Here is a 16,796-nt window from a genome sequence, read left to right as displayed (position 1 = left end):
CTTATCTAGATACTTTATGTCCCGGACTCATTTTGTGGTTATTTTACCTTAAAGAAAAATATTTAAAATCCAAAATATAATTGCTGCTAAAATAGCAGAAATTGGCAATGTAATAATCCATGTAATAATCATACGTTGAGCTGTATTCCACTTTACACCTTTTGCACGATTTGATGCACCTACACCTAAAATTGATGACGATACAACATGTGTTGTAGATAATGGAAAGTGTAATGATGAAGCAACGAAAATCGTTAATGCTGAAGATAAATCAGCAGCCGCCCCATTAGCAGGTCGTATTTTCATTATATTTCCGCCTACTGTTTTAATAATTTTCCAACCACCAATTGCAGTTCCTAGACCCATTGCTGTGGCACAAGCAATTTTAACCCATAATACTGGTTCTACATTCGATGGATCTTGTAAATTCGCTACAATCAAAGCAAGAGTAATAATACCCATTGATTTTTGAGCATCATTTGTACCATGTGAAAACGATTGAAGCGCTGCAGTAAACATTTGGAAAAAGCGGAAATTACGATTTGCTCTCGTAAGATTCGCATTTTTAAAAATAATTTTAACAATTGTATACATGATAAAACCAACACAAAATGCGATAATTGGTGAAATAATTAATACAATGATAATCTTAGTAAAACCTTGGTAATGTAATACTGTAAACCCCTGTGCAGCTATTGCAGCTCCAGCAATAGCGCCGATTAAGGCATGAGATGAAGAACTTGGTATACCATATAACCAAGTAACCAAATTCCAAACAATAGCAGCGATAATAGCCGCTAATACTACTACTAGACCATTTTGTAATTTAAATGGATCTACGATATCTTTAGTAATTGTTCCAGCTACCCCTGTAAAAGTAAGTGCACCTATAAAGTTCATAATTGCCGCTAGAAGAATAGCTGTTCTTGGTGTCAATGCACGTGTAGAAACCGCAGTAGCAATTGCATTTGCTGTATCATGAAAGCCATTGATAAAGTCAAAGACTAAAGAAAATGCAACGATAGCTATAGTGATGACTAATACATATTCCATAATTTAAAACTCCCTTAGCTATTTTTCATGATAATTGTTTCAAAGTTGTTAGCAACAGCTTGACATTTATCAGCGATATTTTCTAAGCTTTCGTAAATATCTTTAATTTTAATTAAAGTGATTGGATCGGTTTCACTATTAAAGATATGTTTAATTGATTGTCTTAATATACCATCACAATTTGTTTCAAATTCTTTAATATTAATTGAATGAATTCTCATGTGAGATAATTTTTTATCAACAAGTAAACCAACTGCTAATTTCATTTCAGCGACAGCTTTTTGAATATTGTCAACAAATTCAGCCATATATTCATCAGTATATTCAATTGAATACATTTCAAACATTCCAGATGTTTCTTCCATTGCATCAAGTACATCATCGATTGCATTACACAATGATAGAATGTCTTCTCGTTCAATAGGAGTGATAAATGTTTGATTTAAGTCGCTAATGACTTTGTGCATAAGTTCGTCACCATGTGACTCGTACGTTTTAATGTTATCAGAATAAGCTTTTAAATCTAAATGGGTATTAAAATCCATTTTCCCGAATTCTACAGCTGCACGGTCCAGATTAAATACCATTTCTTCTAATTGAACCATAAACTTATCCTTTTTCTTAGTGAACATTATAATGCCTCCATTTTAGCGATTGCTATCAATCACACGTTTATTATTTAATTTAAGACAATTTAAAAATGAGCTACATTTACAATAGCTTATTTTAAAACATTATTTAGAAAGCTTTTGTAAAATTTATGTAAATATAATGTTATACCAGTTACGATACACTTCTACTTAACGCCTAAGTTGTCTCTAATTGAAAATATCATAAATTTTTCATCTCTACAATAAATTTACAAATTCTTTACAAACTCGAAATATTCTCTCTTAAATTGAGTGATTGATCGTTCGCTTAGAATGATTATAAGCAATAAATGCAAACATACTATATACGATTGTATAAATAATCATAACGATAAAAATGGACGTTTGATTTGTAAATCCTATAAATTTCATAAATACAAGTGCTGCAAAATATGCATGAAGTAAAGCAATAGCTAAAGGTAGTCCAAAGTTAAACGCCACTTTCAATTTTAGACCTCTATCCATATCTTTTTGAGTAAAACCTAATTTACGTAATATTGAATAATTTTCTAATTCATCTTCAGTTTCATCAATTTGTTTAATATAGATAATACATCCAGTTGCTATAAGAAATGCAATACCTAAAAAAGAACTTATAAATAATAAAATTCCTGTTAAACTTGAAATTTCGCTTGCTATCTGACTTCTAGTTTTTAAATTCTGATTCATGTGATTGATAGTCTTTTCTAATCTAGGTATATCTTTTGTATGTTTTAAATCAAAACCATGTTGAGAAATGATGTCCTTATTTTTAACATGTTGTTTTATAAATTGATAATCCTCGTTATTAAGCACGAGTGTCGGTCCACCTAAATCTATACTCTCTTTAAAATAAACTTTATGAATCACTTTTCGCAGTTGAACTTTAGTATGATGTCGTTTCGTACCAATCAGTGTTGTCCCGTGTGGTCGATGTTTAGTTAATTCAGGAATAACATCTTCTGGGATAATTAAATCTGCTTGTCCTTTTTTCAAAGAAACATTTGAAAAGTAATCTTCACTTGTTACAGTCACCGAATAAGGTCTAGCTGCATTTACATCAAATAGATAATCTTTATATAAATGCGTGTACACTACTTGCTTATAATTATAGTTATATGCAATATGCTGTTGCTCTAATTGATATTTTAACTTTTCAGACAAGATGTCGTTGTTCGTTGTTACTTCATAAGGTGATTCTAATGAAATTTCTTTACTTAAAGATCCTCGACTAATTGCTGCAAAACATAGGACCGATACGGTAATAGCAGAAATAATAGAAATGATTGTTAAAGAGAAAGCATTCTTTCTAATCCTAAACATTAATGAAGAAGTGAAAATAACATCATTTACAGTTACATTTCCACTTTTAAATGATTTAATTATTTTTAATATAAGAGACACTGAACTTCTGAAAAAGAAATAAGCTCCGATCACAGTTAAAAATAAAATAATAAAAGGTAATACGATATCATCTAATAATTCAACAAATCGTGTGGATAAATAATATCCTGCCAAAATGAAAACAATACCTAAAATTCCTAGAATAATTTCTCCAAATGTAATATGTTTACCTGTTTCATCTATATATTCTTCAGACTCCATTAATTGCGTAACAGAATATTTATTTAAGAAAATGATAGCTTGAAGAATAATTAAAATATATGCAATGATTAAAATAAATAAGGTTTGAATTATAGCGTCTACACTAAAAACAAGCGAAACCGAGGTATGTATACCTAATAATTTCAATATAATCATAAGTAAAATTTTAGACCCAACAATCCCTATTATCACACCTAAAACTGCAGTGATTAAGAAAATAAACAATTGTTCTAACATAAACATATAAATAATACTTACTTTATTTAACCCCATAATCTGTAATAGTCCCAATTCGTAACTTCGTCTTTTAATAAAAAGAATATTGGTATACATAATAAAGACAACGATGATTATAAATAGAAAATAACTTCCTATTTTAGAACCCTCTCTAATCATAGATAAAGACTCATGTATATGGAGATGATGAACATATTTAATCGTAATAAAACTAAAATATAAAACGGTACTAATGACTAATGAAAACATATAAATAGCATAGTGCTTGATATTTCTTAGGAAATTTCTCCAAATAATATAGCTAAAACTCATAAATCTTGCCACCTAATATACTTTGGGCTCTTAATATTTCTTCATAAAATAATTGTTTATTATCTTGTCCTTGATAAATTTCAGTAAATATTAAGCCATCTTTCAACATTACAACACGATTAGAAAAACTTGCTGCAAGTGGATCGTGTGTAACCATAATAATAGTTACATCATAGATTTTATTTATTTTTTCAAAACGTGTGAGTAAATCCCTAGTGTTCTTAGAGTCTAAAGCGCCTGTTGGTTCATCCGCAAAAATGATTTTAGGATATGTAATAAATGCACGCGCTGCAGATGTTCGTTGACGTTGTCCCCCTGAAATTTCAGACGGATATTTGTCACTAATATCATATATATTAAGCGCTTCAGTAATTTGTCTATAACGTTTATTCATTTCTTCCTTATTTAATTTAAGTACTGATAAAGGCAACATAATATTTTCTTTTACAGTAAGTGTGTGTAATAAATTATATTCTTGAAAAATAAATCCAATATCTTTTTTTCTAATTTCTGATAGTTCCTTATTTGATAACTTTTCCAATTGTTTTCCATTTAGTATTACAGATCCTTGTGATAAATAATCAATTGAACTTAAAACATTAAGTAATGTTGTTTTACCAGATCCAGAAGGTCCCATAATTGAAACAAACTCTCCAGTTTCAATATTTAAATCAATGCCTCTTAACACTTCTTGTATCGTTTGTTTTGTCCCATATGTTTTAACAATTTGCTTTGCTTGTAATATTGTCAATTTAGAATGTCCCTCACTATCATATATTTTAACGATTGAATGATATAGATGAACCTGAGACGTCACTATAAAGTCCCAGGTTTCACTCAATGTTCTACTCACTTATTACACTAAAATGATATTTCCATAAGCTTAATTTATGTATTTACTTTAAATATTATATAAGTTTTAGTCCAAACTTTTTATAGTAAAGTCCAATATCTCCTTGCGATAAAGCGAACAATTGCACTTATATACTATTTTAACAACGTCTTTATGATAGACTTAATTTCTCTTGTGACATTCTTTCTATGACTTCGTTTTGCATAGGGAACGTTAAAATAAATGTTGTTCCTTCACCCACCGTCGACTCGACCTCTACTTCAATACCTAATGGATGTCTTACACTTTCTACTAAGTATAAACCAATTCCAGAAGAAGTTGTTTCATTACGATTTGCGGTAGAAGTATAGCCTCTTTCAAAAATACGTGGTAAATCTTTAGCACTAATCCCACGCCCATAATCAGTAATTTCTAAAGCGATATGGTCTTTTTTAGCAAACGACCGAATCACAATATCTTTTCCTTGAGAATATTTCAAAGAATTAGATAAAATCTGTCTAATCATCATGCGACACCATTTTATATCTGTAAATACTTCTGGATTCGTGTCAAATTCTAATTCATAGCCAATACCTTTAACTTGACTGATATGCCGCGTAAGTTGAATTTCTTCGATCACTAAACGTTTTAATGGTACTTTTTCGAAATACATATCTCTATTTTTAGATTCAAGACGTGTTAAATAAAGTTGCTTATCTAATAATTCATTCACTCTTGACCATTCATAAAGTAAGGCTTTCTTACGTTCCATATCTTCAACTTGATCAATTAATAATTTCATTGCTGTAACAGGTGTTTTAATATCGTGAACAAATTCAGTTAACGATTGTTCAGACGCTTGTATATGAATTTGTTGTTCAGTAGCTCTTTCTTTTTGAAACAATAATTTACGATATAAATAGTCCACCATTTCCTGTTGAAATGGATTCTCAGCTAATTCTTTATGTTTAATTTCTTCGATTTCCTTATTATTATAAAAATGTTGATATAATTTTACTTCTCTTAAAAAAGTAAAAATAAGAAATATACAAGTTAAACCTATATTTAATAAGACAATGTACGCTACACTTTCAATTGCCATATCATAGTCTATATATGCCATCCCTAAAAACACAAACTGCAAAAATATAATCCAAAATATCCAATTACTTCGTGTTTTAAGAAATAGCCAAAACCATTTCACATTACTCATGTGCCATATATCCTTTACCTACTTTTGTTTCAATTTCTGTTTCCATATCGATCTCAGATAATTTTTTTCGTAATCGATTTACATTGACTGTTAATGTGTTATCACTCACAAACGCTTCATCATCCCATAACGCTGTAATTAATGTATCTCTAGTCACAATTTGATTTTGTTTTTGAATTAACATTTCTAAAATAATCATTTCAGTTTTAGATAAATAAATGATTTTATCGCCTTTTTGAATACTATCTTTTGAAAGATCTACTAGTGCATCTTGCCAATTTAATGTACGTCTTTCTTCTGCGCCAAATTGATATACGCGTCGATAAATTGCTTGTAACTTCGCAATTAGTACGTTGGTATGAAAAGGCTTTTGCATATAATCATCTGCACCTAATTCCATACTCATCACTTGATCCATAGGATTATCACGTGACGATAAAAATAAAATAGGCACATTAGATACTTGTCTAATTTGACGACACCAATAGAATCCGTCATATTTAGGTAATTGCACATCCATTATAACGATTTCTGGTTGAACATTATGATATGTTTCCATTACGTTACTAAAATCATTGACACCATAAACAAAAAAATCCCAATTTTCTAATTCTTTCTTTAGTTGTTGAAAAAGCGTCTGATCATCTTCTACTAATAATATTTGCATGTGTTTTCATCCTATCACTTTGTATATTTCATTTTTTCTCCTGATTGCACACGTCCATTGAAATGCCTAATACGACAATCAATTTCAAACCCTCTCATAATTAAACCTTGTACGGGAGCTTGAAAAAAATAATAGAGTGGCCATAACAATTTAGGAATATAATCATATAGTTGAACAATTACTAAACGCGTTCCTTTAATTTGACGAAATTCCAATTTTCCTTGTTTTTTAGAACGTTTTTTTATAATTGAACCGCCTACTAAATTAAATGTAATTAAACTATTATCATTTACTTCTTTCTTCATTACTAATAGAGGCTTAAACTCATTACGAGTATATATTATATATCGATTTTCTATATATTTCGTGTGTAAAAATGTACCACGTGTATCATTCAGCCATTTAAAAAAATAAGCGACTAATTGTTCTAAAGACCATTTCCTAGGTAATATCATTCTTAATGCTGTCCGTATATCATTATATTTAGACACTTGTAACTCAACATTAATATGAGAGCGTTTGATATAGGTCTCAGTCGTTTCTACAGGAACACCATAGTTTTTTAAACATTGTATTGTCTCATTATCAAAGCGACTACCGCTTACGTACAAAATTTTATTTATTTTTTGTTGTGCTGCTGCTCTTGCAAAATTATCGGCTGCAATGAGATTTAAATCACGTGCAGTTGCTTGAGTAAGCTTGGCAGAATTTTTATTAGGATCTAAATAAAATACTGCAATATTCATACCTGACATTGCTGATTTAACATCTTCATAATTATAAATATCTTTTTTTAGCCATTTTATATTATGATTAAACTCTTTTTTTGTATTTGGATATTTAGATAAAGCAAACAAATTTGCATCATTTTCTATCGCACTGCTAATATTCTTACCTATATAACCACTACCACCCGCTAATAATACATTAGGTTTCATTATTCTGTTACTCCTTTTTAAAATTCTAAATATGTATATTTTTTAAATAATTGGTATAATATATGTTATATTACTATCTCAGGAGGAAGCCGAATGGCTCATATTATTCGTGAAATTAGTATAAAAGATACTGAAGCTTTGACAACATTATTAACTAAAATATATGATGAATCTGATTATACACTTTATAATCCTGGAGAATTTAACCCTAGTGTTTCTTCTATTAGTAATCTTCTAGAGCGTGTTATCACTTCTCCGAGAAATACCATATATGTAGCTGAAGAAGATGATCAACTCGTTGGATGTATATTCGTCACTACTGAAAAATACGAACGTACACAACACGAAGCAATCATTACACTTGGTGTTACTAAATTTTATCAAAAAAAAGGTATTGGACTTGCTTTAATTAATGCTGTTGAAGCTTGGGCTCTTAACCATAATATTAAACGTCTTCAAGCTTCAGTCGTTCCTGAAAATACACACGCACTCATGCTACTTAAAGGCGCTGGATTTAATATTGAAGGCGAACTTAAAAATAAATTACTGATCAACAATCAATATTTTAATAAATATATTATGGCTAAATTACTACTTTAATTACAATATGTATTATACGCTACGTTCAAAATGCAAAAAAGCAATTCGTGTTAATTACACGAATTGCTTTAGACTGTCTATGAGTTATTTAACTTTGTAGGCAGTTTTTTTATGGATTATTTATTTTATTAATTTTAAGCAATGTGGTCTTTGTTATCACTTTTACGTAAATAATATTTAATAAGCACTGCTACCACAATAAATAATCCAACTACGCCCATAATGTTATATAAGAAGTTGATTAAATCTGCAAAACCAACGAAACTTAAAATAAAGGCTGCAATCATCATAATAACAATAAATATATGATATTTTTTACTGTATGGCTCAGTGAAACGTGCAGCAAACGAATAAGTCAATCCTAAAATAGTATTATACATTACTGCTAACATAATCACTGTTAAAACTAATCCAAGCCATGGATGAATTTCGTTCGCCAATTTTAAAGTTGGAATTTGTTCATTTTTAATTTGTGGATATTCTGATTGTAGTGCAAAGTTAATCAGTGCAAGTAAAACAGTATACACTACACCACCAAATAAAGCACCGGCACCAGATACTTGACGTTTAGATGCATCTCCACCAATCGCCACAACCGTACTAAATCCTACAGCAAAAGCTAATCCACCGTACATTAACCCTCTAATAATACCTAAGAATAAACTTGGATGATCTACTGTACTATTAACTTTACTGATAGGGATACTTCCAGCGAATAGATAATATATAGCAATAAGAACTACCATGACAATTAAGAATGGTGTAACGACCCCTAACGCTCTTACGATCTTATTAAAGTCTAATAATAGTGTTAAATAAATAACGACCGTCATAATTAACGCGCCAAGCCATGTAGGTATACCAAAGCTCTCTTCGAACGTTGCGCCTGAACCTGCAATCATTGTTACAGCAATCCCAAATAAGAAAAAGACTAGAATATAATCAAAAATTTTACTGAATTTTTCACCAAATAAATATTGTAATGTTGATTCATGGTTTGTTGCTTCAAAAGCCGTTCCAATTTTAGCGACTTGTCGCCCTATAAATCCTAAAATTAATCCTGATATTAACACGCCAATATATGACCATAAACCATAAGGCGTGAAGAATTGCATTACTTCTTGCCCTGTAGAGAATCCTGCGCCTACTACAATCCCCACATAAGCAAAACCTATTTTTATAGATTCTTTATTCAACCCCATGTATTAATTAACCTCCTTATTTTTGACACATTCAAAATTATAACGTACTAATAATATTATGCAACAGTGCATAAACGTTGCGAGACAACGCTTATCGCTTCTAAATACTAGTGTTAATACCCTTACAAACAATTTAAAAAATTTAATATTTTTAATAATTTGTCACAAAAAATTATATTTGAGTTACTAAGTAAAATATTATTAAAAAAGAGTTAGATAAAATGAATAACTATGGTTATTCATTATCTAACTCTCTTATTTCACTATATTATTTTGAACTTCCAAATTTCTTTAATTCATCAAAATTTACTATAACATTATCCATGCGTTTAGCTGAATCTTTTAACACATTTCTTGCTACATGATTATTAGGATCTAATTTTAAAATTTGTTTAGCTACTTTAAACGCTTCAGAATCTGAAATAATTGGATCAGGTATAGCATATAATAATAGCATTTGAAGCAAACTTTTTATTTCTTTACCATTTGTTAACTGAATAGAAGCATCTGCATGATAATATGCCGCTTCTAAAGCACCTTCCACTTCACTCAAAGGATAGACTAATAATAAAAATGCTAAATCATGTAATTCTGCTGTTTCATTAGCCTTCATCATATCTAATATACAAGTATAAAACATAATGTTTTCTTGTTCATGAGCACAGGATATATATACTTCTTCGAATTCCATAAAATCAATATTGGACATTATATTTTTAATTTCTTCAAATTTACCGTTCAGAACGTAAAATTTAATATCTTCTTGTAGCATAATGTCCACCTACTTTCATCATCAATATCATGCTATTTATTTTACCATATTCATTTTGGATAATCATTTTATAACCTTTTTTTTATATAAAAAAAACATCAAAATTTATCATTACTTATTTAAATGCTGTAGACTTAAATGAAGAACGATTCACTTCTTGAATCGCTTCATTAGCAGTTTTACCAACACTTAAAGACATTGCTGCTGTAAAACTTCCTTCTACAATGGGTGCATTTACTTTGTAAATATGATACTTACCTTTATACATATCAATTGCTAAATCGATATTCATTTCTGATGATCCTAAATCATAAAAACATAATGCATCATCATCTAACTGATTAATCAATTGTTCAATATCATCATATGAAGTTCCAATTTCACCATTTACTCCACCATAAGCAATCACATTTATGTCATTTGTCATTTTATTTAATAAATTTTTAGTTCCCTTAGCTATTTCTTCACTATGACTAATAATAACTATAGTTGTCATCATTTCAACTCCAGTCAATCAATTAAATAACGAATTTGATTTTTTATTAAAGTGAACCTTAATCAACGTGTGTTTTCATTATAAAATAACTTATCTGAAAGCGCGAATATTTGTGTATTAGACAAAATATTAGTCATTGACTGCCTATACATTAAAAATGACTGAGATAGGTATCCAACATCATAATAATTGTAGCTATATTGCTGAAGTTATAATCAATCTTATCTTTTTTCAAGTAAATTGTAAGTGACTAAAAGTGGTTTCCCTGTTCTAGGATCTTTTCCTAATACTGCATCTATATTAAACACACTTTCTAATATCTCTTTAGATAATACTTGGTCAGTAGGTCCATTATCTATAATGTGTCCTTCTTTCATGATTAACAAATAATCCGAAAATCGAATTGCCTGATTGATGTCATGTAAGACCATAACGATCGTACACCCTAATTCTTTATTCAAATGTTGCACCAATTCTAAAATTTCTAACTGATGAGAAATATCTAAGTACGTTGTAGGTTCATCAAGAAAAATAATATCTGTTTTTTGTGCTAAAGCCATTGCTATCCATACACGTTGTCTTTGTCCCCCACTTAAATCATTAATCGATTGATGACGAAATTCTGTAATGCCTGTTACGTTTAATGACCATTCAATTTCATCTTTATCTTTTTTAGATAATCGTCCAAATCCTTTTTGATGAGGAAAACGTCCATATGAAACGAGTTCTTCAACTGTTATACTGTCAGTCACTGTTGGAGTTTGAGGTAAAATTGCAATTTTTTTAGCTACTTCTTTTGTAGATTGATGTTGAATGTTTTGATTATCAAGTAATACTTCTCCTTTTTTCACTTCAATCAGTCTTGAGAGTGCTTTCAATAATGTAGATTTCCCACAACCATTCGGTCCAATAATTGATGTGACTTTACCATCACGTATTTGAACATCTAATTCTTTTATAATTGTCGTATTTCTATATCCTATATCTACTTGAGATGCATTTAAACGATTCATATATAGGCCCTACCTTTGTACAAAAAATATTTACGACATCTATTGATAATCGTTCTCAATTAATTATTGCTATTATACCATTTATACACATTTTTGACTATTCTTTTTACTATGAGACGATTATAAAAAATAACCCTAAAAATCTGAGATATACATAAAACGCCTCAAATTTTTAGGGCCCTTTTTTATTCATCGATTAAAAAACCATTTCCATAAACATCACGCACGTCATGAATAACCAAGAAAGCATTCTTATCTATTTTTTTTATAATTCGTTTGGCACGAGTTACTTGCGTTTTAGCTACAACAACATACAAAACGTCTTTTTCTTCTCTACTATAATAACCATGTCCATTCAATATAGTAAGGCCTCTACCAACTTGTTCATCAATAGCCTTAGCTACCTCTTCAGGTTTGCTAGAAATAATTGTCATTGCTTTTTTTGTATTAAGTCCTTCTATAACATAATCCATTACTTTCGTGCCTATATAAAGTGAAATCACAGTTACCAATGCTTTACTTAACGGTAGTACTGTTAAAGAAATGGCTACTACGATTAAATCAAAAAATAATAATGCGTATGCTGTACTAACATCTAAGTATTTATTAGCTATTCTTGCTAATATTGTTGTTCCAGCTGTAGTGCCACCTGCTAAAACGATTATTCCAATACCTAGTCCAACACTTGTGCCGCCAAATACTGCATTGATGATGACATTACCTGTTTCTACGTGCCATGATTCTGTAAGACTTAAGAAAACAGAAATAAGTACAGTAGCAATAATTGTTAATATCGTACTTTTTTTACTTAAAAATTTATACCCAATAACAATCAATATTGCATTAGCAACGAAGTTAGTGAGCGCTGGTGAAATATGAAAAGCGTAATATAATACAATAGCAATACCTGTGACGCCACCTTCACCTAAATTACCTGATATAATAAATGCATTGACTCCTGCTGAAAAGATAAAAGAGCCTAGTATAACTAAAAGTATATTTTTTATATTTTTGTTCAAAAACACTCACTCCTTTTACGACTATAACGATTAAAATGTTAGCATAGTCTCATCATTCCCTACAATATGCTTTTTAAAAATAAATGTATTAATAAATTTTAAATATCTTAAAATATAAAGATTTAATTTAAATAAGATACATATTCATCTTTAAATCTAATGTACTAATAAAAAATACGTGGAAATTTTCTGAATTTTTCGTTTACTTATAAATATTAGTTTGCTATACTATGTATAACTTCTTAATTACAAGAAGTTATCTCCTTTGTGTTGTTTATAGTAACAAAACAAATTTTGCTCGAAGTACTGTGACAGTACCTAGTCCTTACCGTTACAAGTACATTAATATTCATTTCCCATAAAAACCAAGTATATAAAGTGTCTCCTCACTTTGCATGCTTGGTTTTTATCATGCAATAAAATGAATAATAAAAATAGGAGTGACATAGAATTCTTTTCGAATTCAATGTTCACTCCTAATGGTTGACTATAAAATGATTTAAATTTTAATACCTTACCATGCAAATAAACCAACAAATGCTGCAGTAAGTAGTGAAACTAAAATACCTGATAATAACATCATCGGTACATATTTTGAAACAAAATCTGATGTTTTCTTATCAACTATACCCTTTAATGTACCAACAATCATCCCAATTGTAGAGAAGTTTGCAAATGAAACTAAGAATGTTGATATCACTGCACGACGATGTGCGCTATATGTGTCAATTACTTTTGTAATTTCACCCATAACTACAAATTCGTTTGTAACGATTTTTTTGGACATCTGTTGTGCCACTATCCATGCCTCACCCCATGGTAAGCCAAGCAATAAAGCAAATGGATACATAAAGACGCCTAAGATTTGGTTTAAACCAAAACTACCTTTCATACCCATCCAACTGCCTACTAATCCAGTAATCAAATTAATAAAACGATCTAAAAAATCAGCCAACGCGACAAAACTAATAACAAAAGCGATAATAATTAATACTAATTTACCTGCATTTAATACTGAATCTCCTAAAAATGAGAAGAAAGGTTGACGTTCAATTTTTTCATCATTATTAATGCTATAGATAATATCTTCTTTTTCTTCAACAGTAACAGGATTTAAAATAGAAGCGACAATAATTGCATTAATAATATTTAAAGGAATCGCCGTTAACACTAATTCACCAGGAATCATTTGAACATAGGCACCTACAATAGCTCCAGAAATAGAACTCATTGACATCATTGCAACTGTTAATACACGCATTTCGTTCATACGCTTAAGTTGTTCATTAGAGACTGCAAGCGCCTCTGTATTTCCTAAAAACATCATTTCGATACCAAAGAATGATTCAAATTTAGGTTGACGTGTAATTTTCGCAAGTACAAAACCAATTCCTCCAATAATTTTAGGAAGAATATTAAAATACATAAGAATATCAAATAGTGGAACAACTAATAAAATTGGAAATAATGCACTCACTGCCATATCCATTTGTTTACCACTTGTAAAACTACTGAATGCAAAACCTGTTCCAGTATGAGCTGATTGAATAACCCAAGCAATGGCAGCTGCTAAACCTTCAACAATCGATCTTCCAATTTGGAAATATACAAAGAACCATGCTAAGAATACATTTAAAAGAACTAAGATTAATATAGACTTCCATTGAATATGTTTGCGATCTCTAGAAAATAAAACTGCTATTCCTAAAAACACAAGTAATCCAATGATATTTATTAGTAAAAACATAAGACACCTACCCACATTTTAAAATTAATATGTATCACATTACCCTTAAATAGAACCGTACTATTTTCATAAAATAACAACTAATGTTCTGTAAAAAATACATTTAACATTATACCACGAGAAAATGTTCGTTAAAATAACATATTTAATAAAATAATTGTCTATTTTTCTTTTTTGATGTTATTTATCATAAATACCATTTAAACTTAATACGGTTATATAGAAAAAGAATGGGAAAACGAATTCAAAGTAAATTTTTCCCATTCTTTATGTCATTTGATTTTATGATTCATTTTCATGAATATCAATATGAATATAGTCTGCTATAAATTTAGAAGATTGACCTTTTTCAATTGAACAAAAATCATTATAGAACGCTTCAATTTTATCTTTATATTTTTCTTTATGTGTATCTAAATGTTTTAATTCTTCAGCAAGTTTAAATTCATCTGTAATAATTTCTCCTGGTAAATCTTCCATATAATTCATATAGAAGCCACGAAGACCTTTATCGTATTTTTCGATATCATAAGCAAAGAAAAATTGAGGACGTTTTAAAATACCATAATCAAACATCACTGACGAGTAGTCAGTAATAAGCGCATCAGATATTAAATATAATTCTGAAATATCATTATAATTTGAAACATCAATAGCAAAGTCATCGTATCCAGTTAGATCTAATGCATTTGCAATAAGATAATGCATTCTTAGTAAAATGACATAGTCATCTCCAATTTGCTCTTTTAAATTAGCTAAATTTATTTTCAAATCAAATAAATATTGACCTTTTTTAACGAATTCATCATCTCTCCAAGTTGGCGCATACATAATGACTTTTTTATCTTTTGGTAAATTTAAATCTTTTTTAATTTGTTCTATATACTCAGTATCATTTTGTCTTGTAACTAATACATCATTTCTTGGATAGCCAATTTCCCAAATTCTTTCTTCATTCATCCAAAAAGCAGACTTAAAGATATCCGTAGAATAACGGTTTGGAGATACTAAATAATTCCAACGAGATGCTTCTGTATAAAAATTCTTTTTATAATTTGCTGTTGTTGTTCCTGGCATTCTTACCACTTTCATATCATTTGCTAAACGTTTTAACGGTGTACCGTGCCAAGTTTGAATATACATTTGATTCTCTTTTTTATTTAAATACAATGGTAATCGAGCATTCGAAATCCAGTATTTCGCTTTAGCATAAGCCTCATAATATTCTTTGGATCCTTTTTTCACTTTAGTTGCATTTCCAGGAATAATATTGTTATTAGGCTTAGAAAAGACCCAAATATATTTATATTGTGGATAGTGTTGTTGCATATATTCATATATATACTTTGGACTATCACTGTAATTTTTACCACCAAATGACTCAAATACAATCGTATGTGGATCTACCATATTTTCATTATCAGTAAGTTGATATTTAGCACGTTCTTTCATCTTACTGTTTGTAAGAATACTTTTAAATAAACGTGTTTTTTTACGTAATTCATTCACATATCTTGCATTCTCAATGTCGTCCATAGATAAAAACATGATTTCAAGATTATATAACAACTTACCATCTTTAATGATATTCCATTTTAGTGCTTTTACTACTTTAACTAGAGTGTGTTCTAAAGCAATATATCTTGCTTTAATATCTCTAAGCGAAGGATCAAAACCTTTTTTAATTTCATTTTTCATTCTTTGGACTAAAAATTTCTTAACTTCTTTATTTGTAGTTCTTTGTATAGCATCAAAGAAACTATTTGTATAGTCTTCAAATTTATCAATAAAATCTTGATCACTTAATGTATTACCATTAAATGGATCATATACTTCACCACGATAATAAAACGGAAAATTAACAATTCTAACAAAATGTTCAGCATATTTCAGATACTCTAATACAAATGAATTATCAATAAAAATGCTTAAATCTTCATTAAATTTAATGTCATGTGCTTTAATAATTGCATTTCTAAATAAAATATTACATGCAGTTTCTTTTCGTAAAATTGAATTAGGATATGAATGATGTGATCGATACTGCAAACGTATCTTATCTTTATCTACATATTGAGGACGTTGCATTGTAAATTTGTGTATCGGCGCAATTAATGTATCTAAACCATTGATATGATTTAAATAATATTCAATAGCATATGAGGCTAATTGATCATCCGCATCTAAAAACATCACGTATTGACCTTTTGCTAAGTCTAAAGCGATATTTCTAGCATGTGCATGACCAGTATTTGTTTCAAGTTGAATAAACGTCACATCTTTATCATAAGATGCTAACGTTTTATTTAAGATTTGTGTTGAATGATCCGTAGAACCATCATCTACAATAATGATCTCAAAATCTTGATTCCTTTGAGTTTTTAAGCTATTAATACAATCTTCAATATATTCTTCACTATTAAAATATGTAATAATTATTGATAGTTTATTCAATATCATT

The 16,796-nt window shown here is 29.4% G+C and carries 15 protein-coding genes; 1 reads left to right on the top strand and 14 read right to left on the bottom strand.

Features of this window, described 5'->3' with window-relative positions:
- Positions 1-48: 48 nt before the first annotated feature.
- The 7 genes from HMPREF2930_RS11125 to HMPREF2930_RS11095 form a co-directional block, all read right to left on the bottom strand.
- A complete protein-coding gene (locus HMPREF2930_RS11125) occupies positions 49-1,053 on the bottom strand; it encodes an inorganic phosphate transporter (RefSeq protein WP_017175997.1) in 1,005 nt (334 codons plus the stop codon).
- A gap of 14 nt (positions 1,054-1,067) precedes the next feature.
- Positions 1,068-1,685 (bottom strand): DUF47 domain-containing protein, encoded by a 618-nt coding sequence (locus HMPREF2930_RS11120; RefSeq protein WP_002449132.1) that lies wholly within the window; start codon positions 1,683-1,685, stop codon positions 1,068-1,070.
- A 261-nt stretch (positions 1,686-1,946) separates the two neighbouring features.
- The gene (locus tag HMPREF2930_RS11115; protein WP_017175998.1) at positions 1,947-3,836 is read right to left on the bottom strand and encodes an FtsX-like permease family protein; all 1,890 of its coding nucleotides are present in this window, start codon (positions 3,834-3,836) and stop codon (positions 1,947-1,949) included.
- Entirely contained in the window at positions 3,826-4,587 is a 762-nt protein-coding gene (locus tag HMPREF2930_RS11110; protein ID WP_017175999.1) for an ABC transporter ATP-binding protein, read from the bottom strand. The genes HMPREF2930_RS11115 and HMPREF2930_RS11110 overlap by 11 nt, the downstream gene beginning before the upstream one ends.
- A gap of 253 nt (positions 4,588-4,840) precedes the next feature.
- Complete coding sequence (locus HMPREF2930_RS11105) at positions 4,841-5,881, bottom strand: sensor histidine kinase (RefSeq protein ID WP_017176000.1); 1,041 nt, start codon at positions 5,879-5,881, stop codon at positions 4,841-4,843.
- Positions 5,874-6,548, bottom strand: coding sequence for a response regulator transcription factor GraR/ApsR (graR, locus tag HMPREF2930_RS11100; protein ID WP_017176001.1), 675 nt, complete (start codon positions 6,546-6,548; stop codon positions 5,874-5,876). The genes HMPREF2930_RS11105 and graR overlap by 8 nt, the downstream gene beginning before the upstream one ends.
- Before the next feature lie 14 nt (positions 6,549-6,562).
- Positions 6,563-7,486, bottom strand: a complete 924-nt coding sequence (locus HMPREF2930_RS11095; RefSeq protein ID WP_017176002.1) for an NAD(P)H-binding protein — start codon at positions 7,484-7,486, stop codon at positions 6,563-6,565.
- Between the two features lie 93 nt (positions 7,487-7,579).
- Between HMPREF2930_RS11095 and HMPREF2930_RS11090 the strand changes: the two genes are divergently transcribed.
- On the top strand, positions 7,580-8,086 hold the full coding sequence (locus tag HMPREF2930_RS11090; RefSeq protein ID WP_017176003.1) for a GNAT family N-acetyltransferase: 507 nt from the start codon (positions 7,580-7,582) through the stop codon (positions 8,084-8,086).
- Positions 8,087-8,220: 134 nt separating this feature from the next.
- Here HMPREF2930_RS11090 and HMPREF2930_RS11085 read toward each other — a convergent pair whose 3' ends face one another.
- The 7 genes from HMPREF2930_RS11085 to HMPREF2930_RS11330 form a co-directional block, all read right to left on the bottom strand.
- On the bottom strand, positions 8,221-9,288 hold the full coding sequence (locus HMPREF2930_RS11085) for a YkvI family membrane protein (protein WP_017176004.1): 1,068 nt from the start codon (positions 9,286-9,288) through the stop codon (positions 8,221-8,223).
- Between the two features lie 268 nt (positions 9,289-9,556).
- Positions 9,557-10,060, bottom strand: coding sequence for a hypothetical protein (locus HMPREF2930_RS11080; RefSeq protein WP_017176005.1), 504 nt, complete (start codon positions 10,058-10,060; stop codon positions 9,557-9,559).
- 115 nt (positions 10,061-10,175) lie between these two features.
- The gene (dhaM, locus tag HMPREF2930_RS11075; RefSeq protein WP_017176006.1) at positions 10,176-10,556 is read right to left on the bottom strand and encodes a dihydroxyacetone kinase phosphoryl donor subunit DhaM; all 381 of its coding nucleotides are present in this window, start codon (positions 10,554-10,556) and stop codon (positions 10,176-10,178) included.
- A 221-nt stretch (positions 10,557-10,777) separates the two neighbouring features.
- Entirely contained in the window at positions 10,778-11,569 is a 792-nt protein-coding gene (locus HMPREF2930_RS11070; protein WP_017176007.1) for an ABC transporter ATP-binding protein, read from the bottom strand.
- A 185-nt stretch (positions 11,570-11,754) separates the two neighbouring features.
- The gene (locus HMPREF2930_RS11065) at positions 11,755-12,588 is read right to left on the bottom strand and encodes a YitT family protein (protein WP_017176008.1); all 834 of its coding nucleotides are present in this window, start codon (positions 12,586-12,588) and stop codon (positions 11,755-11,757) included.
- A gap of 514 nt (positions 12,589-13,102) precedes the next feature.
- The gene (locus HMPREF2930_RS11060) at positions 13,103-14,335 is read right to left on the bottom strand and encodes a NupC/NupG family nucleoside CNT transporter (RefSeq protein WP_017176009.1); all 1,233 of its coding nucleotides are present in this window, start codon (positions 14,333-14,335) and stop codon (positions 13,103-13,105) included.
- 282 nt (positions 14,336-14,617) lie between these two features.
- Entirely contained in the window at positions 14,618-16,789 is a 2,172-nt protein-coding gene (locus tag HMPREF2930_RS11330; RefSeq protein ID WP_017176010.1) for a bifunctional glycosyltransferase/CDP-glycerol:glycerophosphate glycerophosphotransferase, read from the bottom strand.
- Positions 16,790-16,796: the final 7 nt, after the last annotated feature.

It is taken from the genome of Staphylococcus sp. HMSC068C09 (assembly GCF_001813735.1).
In the GTDB taxonomy this organism is placed as follows: Bacteria; Bacillota; Bacilli; order Staphylococcales; family Staphylococcaceae; genus Staphylococcus; species Staphylococcus hominis.
Note: the sequence above shows the minus strand (reverse complement) of the source record. Positions and strands in the feature narration are given on the sequence as shown.